This window comes from Streptomyces sp. NPDC096310, assembly GCF_044763125.1.
Taxonomy (GTDB): Bacteria; Actinomycetota; Actinomycetes; order Streptomycetales; family Streptomycetaceae; genus Streptomyces.
On sequence record NZ_JBIWFO010000001.1, the window covers coordinates 368,532 to 384,292 of the forward strand.

Sequence of the window (15,761 nt, forward strand, 5' to 3'; positions counted from 1 at the left end):
CCGTGACACACGTGGGAGTCGTCGGCGCCGGAGTCATGGGCGCCGGGGTGGCACAGAACCTGGCCCACTCCGGCCACACCGTCGCACTGGTGGACACCAGCCCCGACGCCGTCGAGCAGGCGCTGAGCACCGTCGAGACCAACTGCCGGATGAGCCGGCTGCTGGGCGGGCCCGAGATCGACGCGGACGAGGTGCTGAAGCGGATCGAGGGCGGCACCGAACTCTCGCTCCTCACCGACGCCGAGATCGTCATCGAGAACATCACCGAGAACTGGGAGCTGAAGCGCTCCCTCTACCAGGAGATGGACCCGCTGGTCCGGCCCGACGCCGTGTTCGTCGCCAACACCTCGGCGATCCCCATCACCCGGCTGGCCTCGCTCACCGGGCGCCCCCGGCAGTTCGTCGGCGTGCACTTCATGAACCCCGTGCCGATGAAGCCCGCCGTCGAGCTGATCCCCGGCCACCACACCTCGCCGGAGGCCCTGGAGACCGTACGCGAACTCCTCATGTCCATGGGCAAGAAGGCGATCCCTGTCAACGACGCCTGCGGCTTCGTCTCCAACCGGGTACTCATGCTCACCGTGAACGAGGCCGCCTGTTTGGTCTACGAGAACGTGGCCACCGCCGAGACCGTCGACGAGGTGTTCCGGAGCTGCTTCGGACACCCGATGGGACCGCTGGAGACCGCCGACCTCATCGGCGTGGACACGATCCTCTACAGCATCGAGGTGCTGTACGAACACTTCGCGGACAGCAAGTACCGGCCCTGCCCGCTGCTCAAGAAGATGACCGACGCGGGGCTGCACGGCCGGAAGTCCGGCGAGGGCTTCTACCGGTACGGCCCGGCCGGCGCCACGGCGCCCGCCCGCACATGAGAGCCACCGGCCCCAGCGGCGGGGGCGCCCCTGCCGCCACCGTCCCCGCCGTCACCCACCACAGCACCGCCGACACACCCGTACCCACGGCCGACCGAGGAGTCCACTGATCATGTCCGACGACGCACGCACCCCGATCCGCGCGTTCATCTCCGCCAAGTTCCCGCAGATCTCCCTCAAGGACGACGAGGACATCTTCGCCCTCGGATTCGTCAACTCGCTCTTCGCCATGGAACTGGTCATGTTCGTCGAGAAGACCTTCGGCGTCCGGGTGCCCAACGAGGAGCTGCGGATCGACAACTTCCGTACCCTCGACTCCATGGCCGCGCTGGTGGCACGGGTCTCCGGCGATGCCCGGATCTCGGCCGGCTGAAGGGGGGAGACCATGACCGTCCCCCTCACCGCCACCGGTGCGACCCTGGCGAGCCCCGAAGAGGTCCGCGCCTTCGTCGACACCGAGATCGTCCCGTACGCCGACACCTGGGACCAGGACGAGCGCCTGCCGGCCCCGCTGATGGCCCGGATGGGCGAACTGGGCCTGTGGGCCCCGTTCCTGCCGCCCGCCGCGGGCGGCAGCGGCACATCGTGGAGCGCCCTGGGCCGGCTCCACGAGGAGATCGGCCGGGGCTGCTCCTCGGTCCGCTCCTTCCTGACCGTGCACACCATGGTCACCTGGACGGTGCAGCGCTGGGGCAGCGACGCCCAGCGCGGGCGCTGGCTGCCCGGGCTCGCCACCGGGGAGATCCTCGGCGCCTTCTGCCTCACCGAGCCGGGCAGCGGCAGCGACGCCGCCGCGCCCGGCACCGTGGCCACCCCCGCCGGATCCGGCTGGGTCATCAACGGCGAGAAGAAATGGATGACGGCCGGGCAGGCCGCCGGCCTGCTGCTGGTGTTCGGGCAGACGGAGACCGGGATGAGCGCCTTCCTGGTGGACGCCCGGGCCCCCGGCGTGGAGATCACCCCCATCCGGGGCGTGATGGGCACCCGCGCCGGCATGCTCGCGAGCATCGCGCTGCGGGACGTGCGCGTCGGCCCCGACGCGCTGATCGGCCCGCCCGGCTGGGCGGCCGGCACGGTGATGACCGGCGCCCTCGACCTCGGCCGCTACAGCGTGGCCTGCGGCTGCGTGGGCATCGTCCAGGCCTGCCTGGACGCCTGCGTCGCCTACACCTCGGGACGCCGGGTCCGCGACGGGCAGCTCTCCGAACTCCAGCTCATCCGGCGGAAGATCAGCGACATGGTGGTCGGTGTCCGGGCGGCGAGGCTGCTCTGCGCCGAGGCGGGCCGCCTCAAGGACGCCGACGACCCCGCCACCATCATGGCGACCTGGGTGGCCAAGTACCACGCCTCCACCGCGGCGACCGCCGCCGCGAGCGACGCCGTACAGATCCACGGGGCCAACGGCTTCACCGCCGACCACCCGGCCGCGCGGCTCTTCCGCGACTCCAAGGTCGCCGAAGTCATCGAAGGGTCGACCGAGTTGCAGCAGATCACCATTGCGGGCGAGGCCTACCGGGAGGTGGCACGGTGAACGCCGGCCGGACCGTACCGAACGACACCGGCATCGAGCCGGGGCGCGGCAGGATCAAGTGTGTGGTGTGGGACCTGGACAACACCCTGTGGGACGGCGTCCTCCTGGAGGACGGCGGGGTCACCGTCAGGCCCGAGGTCGTCGCCGAGATCCGCCGCCTCGACGAACTGGGCATCCTGCACTCCATCGCCAGCCGCAACGACCACGACGCCGCCATGCGCCGCCTGGAGGAGGAGAACCTGACCGAGTACTTCCTCTACCCCCAGATCAACTGGAACCCCAAGTCCGGCTCCGTGGAGCAGATCGCCAAGTCCATCAACATCGGCCTGGACGCCGTCGCGTTCGTCGACGACCAGCCCTTCGAGCGCGCCGAGGTGGAGCACAACCTGCCCGCCGTCCTCACCGTGGACGTCGACGGACTCGCCGGGACCCTGCGCACCCCGGAGTTCCGGCCGAAGTTCGTCACCGACGAGTCCCGCAAGCGCCGCGAGATGTACCGCAGCGCCGTCGACCGCGACCGGGTGGAGGAGGAGTACACCGGCACCAGCGAGGAGTTCCTCGCCACGCTCGGCATGCGCTTCACCATCTCCGAGGCCCAGCGCGAGGACCTTCAGCGCGCGGAGGAACTGACCGTACGCACCAACCAGCTCAACTCCACCGGCCGCACCTACTCGTACGACGAACTCGACCACCTGCGCCAGGACCCGGACCATCTCCTGCTCGTCGCCGAACTGACCGACCGCTACGGCAGCTACGGCAAGATCGGACTCGCCCTCGTGGAGCGGGCCAGGCCCGCCTGGCATCTGCACATGATGCTGATGTCGTGCCGGGTGATGGCCCGCGGCGTCGGCACGGTCCTGCTCAACCATGTGATGTCGCTGGCCAAGGAGGACGGCGCCGTCCTGCGCGCGGACTTCGTCGAGACCGGCCGCAACCGGGTCATGTACGTCACCTACGCGTTCGCCGGCTTCCACGAGGCCGAGCGCGACGGCAACCGGGTGCTCCTCCAGTCCGATCTGGAGCGCATCCAGCCGCCGCCCGGATATCTGACCGTCACCGTACGGTGAGCGCCATGACAGCGAGGAGCCGTAACCGGCCATGAACCCGACCACCACGCAGTCGGCCGCCCGGGCCTGGCTGCCCTTCGGCGCGGCGCCGCCCTCCGGACCACGGCTCTTCTGCTTCCCCAACGCCGGTGCGGGCGCCGCGAGTTTCGCCCCCTGGCGCGGGCTCGCACCCACCGGGACGACCGTCTGTCCGGTGCAGCCGCCCGGCCGGGCGGAGCGGTTCAGGGAGACACCGTACGACCGCCTCGACACGCTCCTCGACGGCCTGACCGAGGCGCTGCGCACCCAGTTCACCGGGGTGTACGCCCTGTACGGCCACAGCGTCGGCGCGCTCGTCGCCTTCGAGCTGGCCCGGCGGCTGCGCCGGGCCGGCGCGGAACCTCCCGTACACCTCTTCGTCTCCGGCCGCGCCGCGCCCCATCTCCCGGACGGCCGGAAACAGTTGCGGGACCTGCCCGACGGCGACCTGCTCGACGAGGTCGCCGCCCTGGGCGGTACCCCGCCGGAGGTCCTGCGCGAGGAATCCCTCATGGCGGCGCTGCTGCCCCTGCTGCGCGCCGACTTCGCGGTCAACGAGACGTACGTGTACCGCGAGGAACCGCCGCTCGACCTCCCGCTGACCGTCTTCGGCGGGCGGGACGACCCGAGGGCCGAGGATGCGGAGCTGCGCGCCTGGGAAAGCCTCACCACCGCCGAGTTCGACATTCGGCTATTTCCGGGGGGCCACTTCTTCCTCCATGACACCGCGAATGTATTGCTCCAAAGAATGGCGAAATCGCTACTCGCCTGACAGGGTGTCGTACCATGTGCCCCCGGCCGCCTGTCGGGGGCATGCCCATGTGGCCAGAAATGTACTCCAAGTCCGTACATCTCCGATGGCTTAGCCCAATAAAAGAGCCTATCGTGACCGGGGGTTATCCCCACCAACAATTCGGGGGCGAGCCGGATCGGTGAACCAGTCGACCCTCCGTAATTTGAGAAGTCCGGAACGGCACTTCTCGAAACTCGGAGGACCCCCCATGGCCGCTCCACAGCAAACACGCGTGGCAGAGGACGGTGAAGCCGTCTGGCGCTCAGGACGCCGCGGGCGCGTGGGCTGGTATTGCTATGACGGCGCCAATTCGGTGTTCGCCACCACCGTGATCTCGATCTTCTTCGGCCCGTTCATCACCGATGTGTGCGAGCGGGCGGCCGATGGCGAAGGATATCTCCACCCCCTGGGCATTCCGGTGCTGGCCAGCTCCTTCTTCCCCTTTCTGGTGGGACTGTCCGTCCTTCTTCAGATCTTCGTGCTGCCGACGGCCGCCGCCCTGACCGAGCGATTCGACAAGGGCGTCCTGCTCGGCACCCTGGGCTTCTGCGGCGCCGGCGCCGGAATGGGCATGTACACCATCGGCGACACGGACTACCTGCTCGGCGGAACGCTTTTCGCGGTGGCCACCATGGCGCTGGGCGCCGCGAACACGGTCTGCAACACCTATCTGCCGGCCCTCGCGCCGCCGGAGCGCCGCGACCGCACCTCCACCCAGGCGTCCGCCACCGGATTCCTCTGCGGCGGCGTCGTCCTGATGGCCGCCCTGCTGGTGTACGCCCGCCACGAGACGTGGGGGATGACGGAGAACGAGGCCGTACGCCTCATCATGCTGGGCGCCGGCGTGTGGTGGCTGGTCTTCGGCGCCGTGTCCGTACGGCTGCTGCGCGGCTACGGCGCGCCCCCGGCGCCGACGGCGGACACCGTGGGACCGTCGGGCCGGGCGGGCACCTACCGCGCCCTGTTCGCGGCGGTACGGCAGATGCGCTCCTACCCCGGCGCGATCTGGTTCCTGGTGGCGTTCCTGCTCTACAACAACGGCATGCAGAGCGTCACCTCACTGGTGGGCACCTTCGCCGTGGAGGAGCTGGGACTGAAGCAGGACGACGTGGTCACCGCGGTGCTGGCGGTCCAGTTCGTGGCCTTCGTGGGCGCGATCGTGGGCGGGCGGCTCGCGGAGCGGTTCGGCGGCCGGACCGTCCTGCTGGGGTTCGTGGTGGTGTGGTTCGCGGCGGTGGTCGCGGGCGCCACCATCCCCGAACGGTCGGCCGCCGCGTTCACCACGCTCTGCGTCGGCGCGGGGTTCGTGGTCGGCGGGACGTACGCGCTGTCGCGTTCGGTCTTCGTCAGCCTGGTGCCCCGGGAACGCGCGGCGGAGTACTTCGGAATCTTCGAGACGGTCAACCGGTGCCTGGCCTTCCTGGGCCCGGCCGCCTTCGGCTTCGTACTCCAGTGGACGGGCAGCTACCGCGTCGCCTGGCTGTCCATCCTGGTGTTCTTCCTGGCGGGCGCGCTGGCCCTGGGTCTCGGTTCCGTGGCGGGTAAGGGAAGGGAACGGCGACAGAAGGAGATGACTCATGGCTGACCCCGAGGCGGACGCCCGTCGCTACCGCGTGCTGCTCACCGAGGTGTCCAGCGCCTCGGCCCGGGAGGTGCTCACCGTCCTGGGCCGCGGCGGACACGAGGTGGGCGTCATGGACAGCGGCGGAATCTCCTTCACCGCGCTCTCGCGATGGGTGAAACGCCGCCACCGGAGCCCGAGGTTCGCGGACGACCCGCTGGTCTACCTCGACGCGCTGCGCGAGGTCCTGGCGCACCACGCGTACGACATCCTGTTACCCACCCACGAACAGCTCGTGGCGCTCTCCCGGCACCGCGAGGAGTTCGGCCGGCTCGTCACCGGGCTGGCCGTGCCCGACTTCGCCGCCGTACGCAAGGTCCAGGACAAGGCCGCCTGTATCCGGCTCTTCGAGGAGCTGGGGCTCCCGCAGCCCGACACCGCGCTGGTCGGCGACGAGGACGCGCTGCTCGCGCGGAGCGACGCCCTGCCCGCCTACGTCAAACTGCCGGTGGCCACGTCGAGCCGGGGGGTGTGGCGGGCCGAGGACGCCGCCGCCCTCGCCAGGATCGCCGCCGAGCCCGCCGTACGGGACACCTTCGCCACCGGCGGCGAGGTGCTGGTGCAGCGGTCCCTGGCGGGCCCCGTCGTGATGGTCCAGGCCGTGTTCGACCAGGGCGCCCTGGTCGGGGTGCACACCGTCCTGCGGCGGCGCGAGGGCGTGCAGGGCAGCTCCTCGGCGAAGGAGTCGATCGTCCTGCCGGACATCACCCCGCACCTCACCCAGCTCGGCGCGGCGCTGGGCTGGCACGGCCCGATGTCCCTGGACGCGGTCCTCGACGAGGACTTCGGCCTCGTCCACTACATCGACGTCAACCCGCGCCTGGTCGAACCCGTCAACGCCGAACTGGCCGGCGCCGAGCTGGTAGGGCGCTGGCTGGCGGTCTCCCTCGGCGAGCGGACCGGACCGCTGCCGCCGCCCCGCGCCGGGGTGCGCAGCCATATGCTCCTGATGGCCCTCGTACGCCATGTGGAGGTGGGCCGGGGCCGCTGGGCCGTCCTGCGGGAGCTGGCGCGTGCGGTGACCCGCAGGGGCTGGTACGCGGGCAGCAAGGAGGAACTGCTGCCGATCCGCTCCGATCCGGCCGTCGCCCTGCCGCTGGGCGCCGTCAGCGCCCTCCTGCTGGTCGCTCCGCGGCTCTGGCAACGGGTGGCGGGCACCGGGGCCCCCGCGCACGCCCTGAGCGCCGAGGGGTGGCGCCAACTGCTCAAGGAATAGCCGGGGAAGGCGCGCGGACGCCGGACGGGAACAAGGCACGCGGACGCCGCACGAGAACGAGGCACGAGCCCGGTCGGGGACGCTCCCGACCGGGCTCGTACGCGTTCCTGAACTCGAACAACGCCCTTTCCGCGCAGAGCCGTTGCCGGTTTGACGCTTGTCGCTGCCCGAACGCACCCGGGGGAGGCGGACCGTACGGCGGGACCGGGGGGTAGCCCCCCAGAATCTAGGGGGCGGACCGGATCGATGGCACGTCGATTCCTCCGTAGCGTCATCAGTCCACCCGGTCGGTACGACCCCAGACTTCGGAGGCACCCCGTGGCCACGCTCAACCGCATCTCCCGCACCTCGATCCTGGCCGGCGGCGCGCTGCTCGCACTGGTGGCCGTCACCGGATGCGGTGAGTCGACGGGCGACGAGAACACCCCCGAGAAGCGCTCCTTCGGACCGGTCGGGGACCAGCTCACCATCGCCCGGAGCAACGGCGACCTCACGGTCAAGCCCGCCGACGTCGACGAGGTCGAGGTCACCCGCTGGTTCTCCGGCTGGTCCGCCGTCGGCGACAAGCCGAAGGCGTCCTGGAAGCTCACCGGCGACAAGCTCAGCCTGACCACCGACTGCGGATCCGTCATCAGCGACTGCAGCGCGCGGTACGAGGTGCTCGTACCGCGGAAGACCGCGCTCACCGTCGAGGGCGACAACGGCAGGACGACCGCGTCGGGGTTCACCACCGACCTGGACATCACCTCGGACAACGGGGCGGTCACCGTCGACGGCGTCTCCGGCGCCCTCACCGTACGCAGCGGCAGCGGCGAGGTACGGGCCACCGGCCTCAAGTCGCCCCGCGTCGAGGCCGGTTCGGACAACGGGAAGGTGCATCTCGCCTTCGCCGGCGTCCCCGACCAGGTGGGTGTGAAGACAAACAACGGCGGTGTGACGGTCGAGGTCCCGGACGGCACGTACAAGGTCACCACCAAGACCGACAACGGCAAGGTGGACGTCGACCTGCCGAGCGACGCGGGCAGCGCGCACGCGATCACGGCCACCACCGAGAACGGCGGGATCACTCTGCGCACCGCCGGCTGAGAACCCCTCCGCACCAGGCCAGGACAGCGGTCCCTCACACCAGGGAAATCCACCATGCGTTCCCCGTCCAGCGGTGTCACACCGCGGCACGGTACTCCGGGTATCGAATACCCCGGGTATCCCGGCGCCCCCGAGCACTCCGCCGCATCGGACCCCACCGCCCCTTCGCCCACCGCCTCCTCCCACCCCGACCGGCACGACGGCCCCGTCCCGCGCGTCCCGCGGGACGAGGTACGCCGCCGGCTGCTGACGGCCGCCGCGCGCTCCTTCGCCGAACTCGGTTACGACGACAGCCGGCTGGAGGACATCGCCAACGCCGCCGGCTTCACCAAGGGCGCCGTCTACTCGAACTTCGCCGGCAAGCGGGAGCTGTTCGGCGCCATCCTCGGCGACGGCGCCGACAGCGAGTTCGCCGCCGTCATGAAAGGGCTCGGCGACACCGACCAGCCGGCCGAGGCGGTCCGTCTGGCCGCCCGTACGGTCGCGCACCGCATCGTGGGCGACGCCGAACGCGGCCAGCTCGGGCTGGAGTTCGCGGCCCGCGCCGCCCGGGACGAGCGGACCAGGGCCATCCTGACCCCGCTGCGCCGGGCCCAGCGCGCCACCGCGGCCCGGTCGATCGCCGCCGTCGCCGAACGCACCGGCGCCCGTCCTGCCGTCCGGCCCGAACTCAGGGCCTCTCGTTCGGGTCCGGCTGGGCTCGCGTGCCCTGGCACCGCGCCTCGCCGCGTTGTCGTCACTCATCCCCAAGGTCTCGGCTTCGCTCGACCAGGGGAGACCCCATCCGCTCCCGCGTCGCCTCCCTCCTCCGCCTTGCGATCCACGGCACCAGACCCCGCTCCCTGATCCAGCCGGACCCAAACGAAAGACCCTCGCGGCCCTGATCCCGCACTGCCTGTGCAACGGCCTGTCGAACGAGTGCATCGCCGATCCGGAGGCGATCGGCGCCGACACCGTCGAAGAGGCGCTCGCCGCGGTCCTGACCGCCCTGATCGACCCGCACACCCCCGAAGCCCCGCACGACCCGCACACCCCGTCCACGGGGCCTTCCTCACCCACCGACCCTTCCGAACATCCCAACGGCTGAAGGAACATTTCGATGGCCACCCTGCTCTACTCGCTCGGCCGGACGGCGTTCCGTCACCGAGGCGGATTCCTCATCGGCTGGCTCCTCCTGATCGCGCTGACGATCGGCGGCTTAGCCACCTTCGGCTCGCATCTCGACAGCGAGGCCACCATCCCGGGCTCCCAGTCGCAGAAGGGCATCGACGTACTGGAGAAGACGCAGCCCGCCGCCACCGGTGTCACGGCGCAACTCGTCTTCGTCGCCCCCGAGGGATCCACCGTCAACGACCCGGCCTTCCGGGCCGTCATCCAGAAGACCGTACGGGAGGCCGCGAAGGCCCCCCAGGTCGAGACCGCCGTCGACCCCTTCGAGGCGAAGTCCGTCTCCGAGGACCAGCGCACGGCGCTCGCCCAGGTCCTCTACCCGATCAAGCGCGACGCCCTGGAGGACTCCAGCGTCACCGCCCTGGAGAAGATCGCCGGTTCGGCGCGCTCCAGCGGCCTCCAGGCCGAGGTCGGCGGCACGATCTACAGCACCGCCGGGCTGGCCGTCGGCATCGGTGAGGTGATCGGCCTCGGTGTGGCGATCATCGTCCTCATCCTCACCTTCGGCTCCCTGCTGGCCGCCGGGCTGCCGCTGCTCACCGCGCTGATCGGGCTGGCCATCGGGCTCGTCGGACTGCTGCTGGTGTCCAACATCGCCACCGTCTCCTCCACCGCGCCGAGCCTGGCGCTGATGGTCGGGCTCGCGGTGGGCATCGACTACGCCCTGCTCATTCTCTCCCGCCACCGTACCCAGTTGGCGAACGGCATGGACGCGGAGGAGTCCGCCGCCCGGGCCACCGGCACCGCGGGCAGCGCCGTGGTCTTCGCCGGGCTGACCGTGATCATCGCGCTCTCCGGGCTCTCCGTCGTCGGCATCCCGTTCCTGAGCGTCATGGGACTGGCCGCCGCCGGCACCGTACTGATGGCGGTGGCGGTCGCGATCACCCTGCTGCCGGCCCTGCTGGGCTTCGCCGGGACGCGGCTGCGCCCCAAGCCCGGCTCGCGGGCCGAGCGCCGTGAGCGCGCCACGGACGGCGGCCGGCGCCCGTCCGGCGGTGAGCGCTGGGCCCGGCTGGTCACCCGCAGGCCGCTCGCCACCGTGCTCGCCGTCGTCATCGCGCTGGGCGCCGTCGCGGTCCCGGCCTCCCAGCTCGCCCTGGCCATGCCCGACAACGGCACCGCCGCCCCCGAGTCCACCCAGCGCAAGGCGTACGACCTGATCTCCGACGCCTTCGGCCCCGGGCGCAACGGGCGGCTGCTCGTCCTCGTCCGGAGCGCGGACGGCGACCCGGCGCCCGCCGCCGCCGAGGTGGCGGCCGGACTGGGGCGGCTGGACCTGCCCGAGGTCGTCTCCATCGGCGCGCCCCAGGTCAGCGAGGACGGCACCACGGCGGTCCTCACCGTGGTCCCGAAGGCCGGGCCGCGTGACGAGCGTACGGAGCGACTGGTCCGCGACATCCGCGCCGAGACACCGGAACTGGCCGCGAAGGCGGACGCCGAGATCCTGGTCACCGGCTCGACCGCCGCGGCGATCGACGTCTCCGACAAGCTCAGCGCCTCCCTGCTGCCGTTCGCGTCGATCGTGGTCGGACTGGCGCTCGTCCTCCTGCTGCTGGTCTTCCGCTCGATCGTGGTCCCGGTCAAGGCGGCCTTCGGGTTCCTGCTCTCGGTCGGCGCGGCGTTCGGCGCGGTCGTCGCCGTCTTCCAGTGGGGCTGGCTCGCCGGTCTGATCGGTGTGCCGACCGCCGGGCCGGTGTTCAGCTTCATGCCGATCATCCTGATCGCGGTGCTCTTCGGACTGGCGATGGACTACGAGGTCTTCCTCGTCTCCCGGATGCGGGAGGACTTCGTCCACACCGGCAGGCACCAGGAGTCGGTGATCGCGGGTTCGCGGCACGCCTCGCGGGTCGTCACCGCCGCGGCGCTGATCATGTTCGCGGTGTTCGCGAGCTTCGTGACCGCCGAGGACCTCACGCTCAAGCCGATCGCCTTCGGTCTCGCCGTCGGCATCATGGTCGACGCGTTCCTCGTCCGGATGACGCTGGTGCCGGCCGTCCTCGCACTGGTCGGCAAGGGCGCCTGGTGGCTGCCCCGCTGGCTCGACCGGCTCCTGCCCGACCTGGACATCGAGGGCGCCAAGCTGGACAGGATCGAGCCCCAGGAGGACCGGAGCCTGCTGACCGCCGTCCGCTGACCTCACCGAACCGGGCCGCGTAAGGCCCTTGTCGACCCCCCACCGGCCCGGCCGCGACCTCCGTCGCGGCCGGGCCTTCCGCTGTCCGTACCGGAGGGCGCAGGCCCCAAGTACCCTAGGGCATTTCGGTTGTGAAGGTTTCGTTTGTGGAGATTTCCTGGCAACCCTTGTGGGTATCACAGGCAACCCTGTAAATCTGCCTAAGTCTGAATGAGGCTTGATATAGACCCTGAATGGGAGAGAGCATGTCATTAGAACCGCGCTCGGGCATTTACGAGATCCTGGACGAGAGGTTCCGTATCCCTGCCAACGGGGACCGGCGCCTGGAACTGCTCTTCGACGGCTCGCGCTGGTGCGAGGGCCCCGTGTACGTCCCCGCCTGGCGTCAGGTGATCTTCAGCGACATCCCCAACGACCGCATGCTGCGCTGGGACGAAGCGACCGGCGCCGTCGGGGAGTTCAGGACCGGCGCGGGCAACAGCAACGGCAACGCCCTCGACCGTGAGGGCCGGTTGATCACCTGCGAGCAGGGCAACCGGCGCATCACCCGTACCGAGTACGACGGTTCGATCACCGTGATCGCCGACCGCTACCGGGGCAAGAGGTTCAACAGCCCGAACGACGTGGTCGTGCACTCCGACGGCTCGATCTGGTTCACCGACCCGATCTTCGGCATCATCAGCGACTACGAGGGACACCGCGGCGAGAGCGAGATCGGCGCCAGCAACGTCTACCGGGTGGACCCCGGGACCGGCCGGGTCCGTGTCATGGCCGACGGCTTCGGCGCCCCGAACGGTCTGAGCTTCTCCCCGGACGAGCGGCAGTTGCTCATCGCCGACACCCTCGCCGGCCAGATCCGCGCCTACGACGTGTACGACGGCCAGAAGCTCTCGGACGGCACCGTCTTCGCCGAGGCGCCGCTCACGGACAGCCAGTTCGACAGCATCGGCTTCGACGACGAGGGCCGCGTCTGGGTGGCCGCCGGCGCCGGTGGCATGCACTGCTACGACCCCGACACCACGCTGATCGGGCGGATCGTCTTCCCGGTGGGCATCTCCAACATGTGCTTCGGCGGCCCCAGGAACAACCGGCTCTTCATCACCGCGTCGTCCACGCTCTACTCCCTCGTCGTCGCGGTGACCGGCGCCCCGGCCATCGGCAACCCCGGCGCCTGCCTGCGCGTCAGGTCCGAGCACGAGGTGGCGGCGGCCGCGACCAGATGGCGGATGAACGCGGGGACACCATCCTAGGACGGTGAAACCCACCCCCGAGGGCGGTGGCGGCGAACGGGCGGCGGACCCGGTCGCGGCCACCGCCCTTTCCCGGTCGGCGCCACCGCTTCTGGGCAGGAGCCACCCGTACGGATAAGGTCGGACCGGCGCGACTGCCTGTTCGAACGTAAGGGATGCACAGTGACGGACGGACCGGTGTCCAAGCCCGCGCGGGTACTGATCGCGGCGGACAAGTTCAAAGGATCGCTCACGGCGACGCAGGTCGCCGAGCGGGTGACGGCGGGACTCCGGCAGGTCGCTCCCGAGGTGGCGGTGGAGACCCTGCCCGTGGCGGACGGCGGCGACGGTACGGTCGCGGCGGCCGTGGCGGCCGGTTTCGAGCGCCACGAGACCCGCGTGACCGGCCCCCTGGGCGACCCGGTCACCGCCGCCTACGCCCTGCGGGACGGCACGGCCGTCCTGGAGATGGCCGAGGCGTCGGGCCTCCAGCACCTCCCCGAGGGCGTCTTCGCCCCCCTCACCGCCACGACGTACGGCTCCGGCGAACTGCTGCGCGCCGCGCTCGACGCGGGCGCGCGGACCATCGTCTTCGGCGTCGGCGGCAGCGCCACCACCGACGGCGGCGCCGGGATGCTCGCGGCCCTCGGCGCGCGCTTCCTGGACGCGGACGGCAAGCCCGTCGGCCCGGGCGGCGGCGGACTGCGGGACCTCGCCACCGCCGACCTCTCCGGCCTCGATCCCCGGCTCGCCGGTACGGAGATCGTCCTCGCCAGCGATGTCGACAACCCGCTGACCGGACCCCAGGGCGCCCCCGCCGTCTACGGACCCCAGAAGGGGGCGGGCCCCGAGGACGTCGACGTCCTCGACGCGGCCCTCGCCCACTACGCCACCGTCCTCGGGGCGGCCGTGGGGCCGCGGGCCGCCGCGCTCGCGCTCTCGCCCGGCGCCGGCGCCGCGGGCGGCATCGGCTACGGCGCGCTCGTCGGCCTCGGCGCCGCCTTCCGCCCCGGTATCGAGGTGATGCTCGACGTCCTGGGCTTCGCCCCCGCCCTGGCCAGGGCCACCCTGGTGATCACGGGGGAGGGCTCGCTCGACGAGCAGACCCTGCACGGCAAGGCGCCCGCGGGCGTCGCGGCGGCGGCCCGTGCGCAGGGCATCGAGGTGATCGCGGTCTGCGGCCGGCTGACCCTGCCGCCGGAGGCGCTGGGCAGGGCCGGCATCCGCCGCGCCTACGCCCTCACCCATCTCGAACCCGACCCGGCCCGCTGCATGGCCCAGGCGGGCCCGCTGCTGGAACGCCTGGCGGCCGGCATCGCCCGCGACTTCCTGAGCCGAGCCGAGCCGAGCTGAGTTCAGCTCGGCTCAGCCGCCGGGGAACGGCCGTACCGCGGACAGATCCGGGACCGGGCCTACGGACCGGTATACGGAGAGGGGCCCGGGCTGTCCGCCCGGGCCCCTCTCCATATACCGTCGCGCGCTGTTACGGGAGCTGCGCCGCCCGCGCCTCGCGGCGGTTGCCGCGGAAGGTGTTCACGCGCCGGGCCGTGGCGAAGAGCGGGATCACCGCGCCCGTCACCACCTGGAGCGCACAGCCGGTCTGGAGCAGAAGCTGACCGCCGGGCGCGTCGAACGCCCACGCCGCCAGCAGCCCCATCGCGGCCACGATCCAGCTCAGCATGGCCACCGCGAGGACACCCCGCGGCTTCGGGTACTCGACGCGGCTCACCATCAGCCACGCCACGCCGACGATCGCGAGCGTCGTCGGTACGAAGGGCAGCTCCAGCAGGACGATCGAGACGACCGTCAGCGCGCCGAAGGGGGACGGCATCCCCTGGAACATGCCGTCCTTCATCGTCACGCAGGAGAATCTCGCGAGCCGTAGCACGACGGCCAGCAGCACCACCACCGCGGCCAGCGCCGAGACCCGTTGATGCGCGTCATCCGCGACCATTCCGTACACCAGTACGAAATAGGCCGGGGCGAGACCGAAGCTGATCAGGTCGGAGAGGTTGTCGAGCTCCGCGCCCATCGGCGAGCTGCGCAGCTTGCGCGCCACGAGCCCGTCGAACAGGTCGAAGATCGCCGCGGCGAGCATCAGGATCACGGCGGTCGCGGCGGAGTGCCGCGCCATGCCGGTCTCGTCACTGCCCGTGAGGTGCGGGATCAGGATGCCGGTCGTGGTGAAGTACACGGCCATGAAGCCGCAGGTGGCGTTGCCCAGCGTGAGGGTGTCCGCTATCGACAGCCGCAGCGACAGCGGCATGTCCTCGGCGTCGTCCTCCGCCTCGGCCTCGGCATCCGCGGCCCACCCGGCTTGCGTGTCGGGATCAATCACGGTCAATTCGAGTCACCCCTGCGGTCGTGGTCTGGCCGACCTCGACGGCGACCTCGACACCTTCCGGAAGGTAGATGTCGACGCGCGAGCCGAAGCGGATCAGGCCGATGCGCTCGCCCTGCTCCACCTTGGTCCCCTGGGGCAGGTACGGGACGATGCGCCGGGCCACCGCGCCGGCGATCTGCACCATCTCGATGTCACCCAGCTCGGTGTCGAAGTGCCAGACGACGCGCTCGTTGTTCTCGCTCTCCTTGTTGAACGCCGGGACGAACCCTCCGGGGATGTGCTCCACGGACGTCACGGTTCCCGCGAGGGGAGCGCGGTTGACATGGACGTTCAGCGGGCTCATGAAGATGGCGACACGCGTACGCCCGTCCTTCCAGGGCATGATGCTCTGCACCACACCGTCGGCCGGGGAGATGACCCGGCCCTGCGTGATCTCGCGCTCCGGGTCTCTGAAGAACCACAGCATGCCCGCCGCGAGCGCGGTGGCGGGCACAGCGAGGACTGCCGCACGCTTGGAGCTGCGCGCGCGGGCCAGTCCGATCGCCGCGGTGGCGACGGTCGGGAGAAGCCACGGCGATGCTCCGCGAGCGATGCGGACACGGCCGCGTGGTGCAGAGGTTTGGCTGTGGGGCATGGATGACCTTCGTAGCGGATGATGCCGCGCTGGCAACGGGGGA

14 protein-coding genes are annotated in these 15,761 nt (G+C 71.0%); 12 read left to right on the plus strand and 2 right to left on the minus strand.

From position 1 onward, the window contains the following. Positions 1 to 2 precede the first annotated feature (2 nt). The 12 genes from ACIQ7D_RS01350 to ACIQ7D_RS01405 all read left to right on the plus strand — a co-directional run bounded on the left by ACIQ7D_RS01350 (position 3) and on the right by ACIQ7D_RS01405 (position 14,093). Entirely contained in the window at positions 3 to 875 is an 873-nt protein-coding gene (locus ACIQ7D_RS01350; RefSeq protein WP_403932136.1) for a 3-hydroxyacyl-CoA dehydrogenase family protein, read from the plus strand. A gap of 112 nt (positions 876 to 987) precedes the next feature. Beyond that, a complete protein-coding gene (locus ACIQ7D_RS01355; protein WP_403932138.1) occupies positions 988 to 1,248 on the plus strand; it encodes an acyl carrier protein in 261 nt (86 codons plus the stop codon). A 12-nt stretch (positions 1,249 to 1,260) separates the two neighbouring features. Beyond that, positions 1,261 to 2,406: an acyl-CoA dehydrogenase family protein gene (locus tag ACIQ7D_RS01360; protein WP_403932140.1), complete on the plus strand. Its 1,146-nt coding sequence runs from the start codon at positions 1,261 to 1,263 to the stop codon at positions 2,404 to 2,406. After that, a complete protein-coding gene (locus tag ACIQ7D_RS01365; RefSeq protein ID WP_403932143.1) occupies positions 2,403 to 3,473 on the plus strand; it encodes an HAD-IIIC family phosphatase in 1,071 nt (356 codons plus the stop codon). The genes ACIQ7D_RS01360 and ACIQ7D_RS01365 overlap by 4 nt, the downstream gene beginning before the upstream one ends. A gap of 31 nt (positions 3,474 to 3,504) precedes the next feature. After that, on the plus strand, positions 3,505 to 4,263 hold the full coding sequence (locus ACIQ7D_RS01370; protein ID WP_403932146.1) for a thioesterase II family protein: 759 nt from the start codon (positions 3,505 to 3,507) through the stop codon (positions 4,261 to 4,263). 229 nt (positions 4,264 to 4,492) lie between these two features. Continuing rightward, positions 4,493 to 5,869 carry an MFS transporter gene (locus tag ACIQ7D_RS01375; protein WP_403932149.1) on the plus strand — a complete coding sequence of 459 codons (1,377 nt, stop codon included), beginning with the start codon at positions 4,493 to 4,495 and terminating at the stop codon, positions 5,867 to 5,869. Next, complete coding sequence (locus ACIQ7D_RS01380; RefSeq protein WP_403932152.1) at positions 5,862 to 7,121, plus strand: hypothetical protein; 1,260 nt, start codon at positions 5,862 to 5,864, stop codon at positions 7,119 to 7,121. The genes ACIQ7D_RS01375 and ACIQ7D_RS01380 overlap by 8 nt, the downstream gene beginning before the upstream one ends. 318 nt (positions 7,122 to 7,439) lie before the next feature. Then, complete coding sequence (locus ACIQ7D_RS01385; protein WP_403932155.1) at positions 7,440 to 8,207, plus strand: DUF4097 family beta strand repeat-containing protein; 768 nt, start codon at positions 7,440 to 7,442, stop codon at positions 8,205 to 8,207. Positions 8,208 to 8,261: 54 nt separating this feature from the next. Further along, complete coding sequence (locus ACIQ7D_RS01390) at positions 8,262 to 9,053, plus strand: TetR/AcrR family transcriptional regulator (protein ID WP_403932158.1); 792 nt, start codon at positions 8,262 to 8,264, stop codon at positions 9,051 to 9,053. Positions 9,054 to 9,306: 253 nt separating this feature from the next. After that, positions 9,307 to 11,511: an MMPL family transporter gene (locus ACIQ7D_RS01395; RefSeq protein WP_403932160.1), complete on the plus strand. Its 2,205-nt coding sequence runs from the start codon at positions 9,307 to 9,309 to the stop codon at positions 11,509 to 11,511. 245 nt (positions 11,512 to 11,756) lie between these two features. After that, the gene (locus tag ACIQ7D_RS01400; protein WP_403932162.1) at positions 11,757 to 12,761 is read left to right on the plus strand and encodes an SMP-30/gluconolactonase/LRE family protein; all 1,005 of its coding nucleotides are present in this window, start codon (positions 11,757 to 11,759) and stop codon (positions 12,759 to 12,761) included. Positions 12,762 to 12,923: 162 nt separating this feature from the next. Continuing rightward, a complete protein-coding gene (locus tag ACIQ7D_RS01405; RefSeq protein ID WP_403932165.1) occupies positions 12,924 to 14,093 on the plus strand; it encodes a glycerate kinase in 1,170 nt (389 codons plus the stop codon). Between the two features lie 130 nt (positions 14,094 to 14,223). On the opposite strand, the gene pssA is transcribed toward ACIQ7D_RS01405, so the two are convergent. After that, positions 14,224 to 15,078 carry a CDP-diacylglycerol--serine O-phosphatidyltransferase gene (pssA, locus tag ACIQ7D_RS01410; RefSeq protein ID WP_403933753.1) on the minus strand — a complete coding sequence of 285 codons (855 nt, stop codon included), beginning with the start codon at positions 15,076 to 15,078 and terminating at the stop codon, positions 14,224 to 14,226. Next, positions 15,071 to 15,718, minus strand: a complete 648-nt coding sequence (locus ACIQ7D_RS01415) for a phosphatidylserine decarboxylase (protein WP_329827884.1) — start codon at positions 15,716 to 15,718, stop codon at positions 15,071 to 15,073. Before ACIQ7D_RS01415 ends, pssA begins: the two co-directional genes overlap by 8 nt. Positions 15,719 to 15,761 lie beyond the last annotated feature (43 nt).

Bases quoted from the DNA above. Each gene is read 5' to 3' on its own strand.
- ACIQ7D_RS01355 (WP_403932138.1), top strand. From the start codon at position 988: ATGTCCGACGACGCACGCACCCCGATCCGCGCGTTCATCTCCGCCAAG.
- ACIQ7D_RS01360 (WP_403932140.1), top strand. From the start codon at position 1,261: ATGACCGTCCCCCTCACCGCCACCGGTGCGACCCTGGCGAGCCCCGAA.
- ACIQ7D_RS01370 (WP_403932146.1), top strand. From the start codon at position 3,505: ATGAACCCGACCACCACGCAGTCGGCCGCCCGGGCCTGGCTGCCCTTC.
- ACIQ7D_RS01375 (WP_403932149.1), top strand. From the start codon at position 4,493: ATGGCCGCTCCACAGCAAACACGCGTGGCAGAGGACGGTGAAGCCGTC.
- ACIQ7D_RS01380 (WP_403932152.1), top strand. From the start codon at position 5,862: ATGGCTGACCCCGAGGCGGACGCCCGTCGCTACCGCGTGCTGCTCACC.
- ACIQ7D_RS01390 (WP_403932158.1), top strand. From the start codon at position 8,262: ATGCGTTCCCCGTCCAGCGGTGTCACACCGCGGCACGGTACTCCGGGT.
- ACIQ7D_RS01395 (WP_403932160.1), top strand. From the start codon at position 9,307: ATGGCCACCCTGCTCTACTCGCTCGGCCGGACGGCGTTCCGTCACCGA.
- ACIQ7D_RS01400 (WP_403932162.1), top strand. From the start codon at position 11,757: ATGTCATTAGAACCGCGCTCGGGCATTTACGAGATCCTGGACGAGAGG.
- ACIQ7D_RS01415 (WP_329827884.1), bottom strand. From the start codon at position 15,718: ATGCCCCACAGCCAAACCTCTGCACCACGCGGCCGTGTCCGCATCGCT.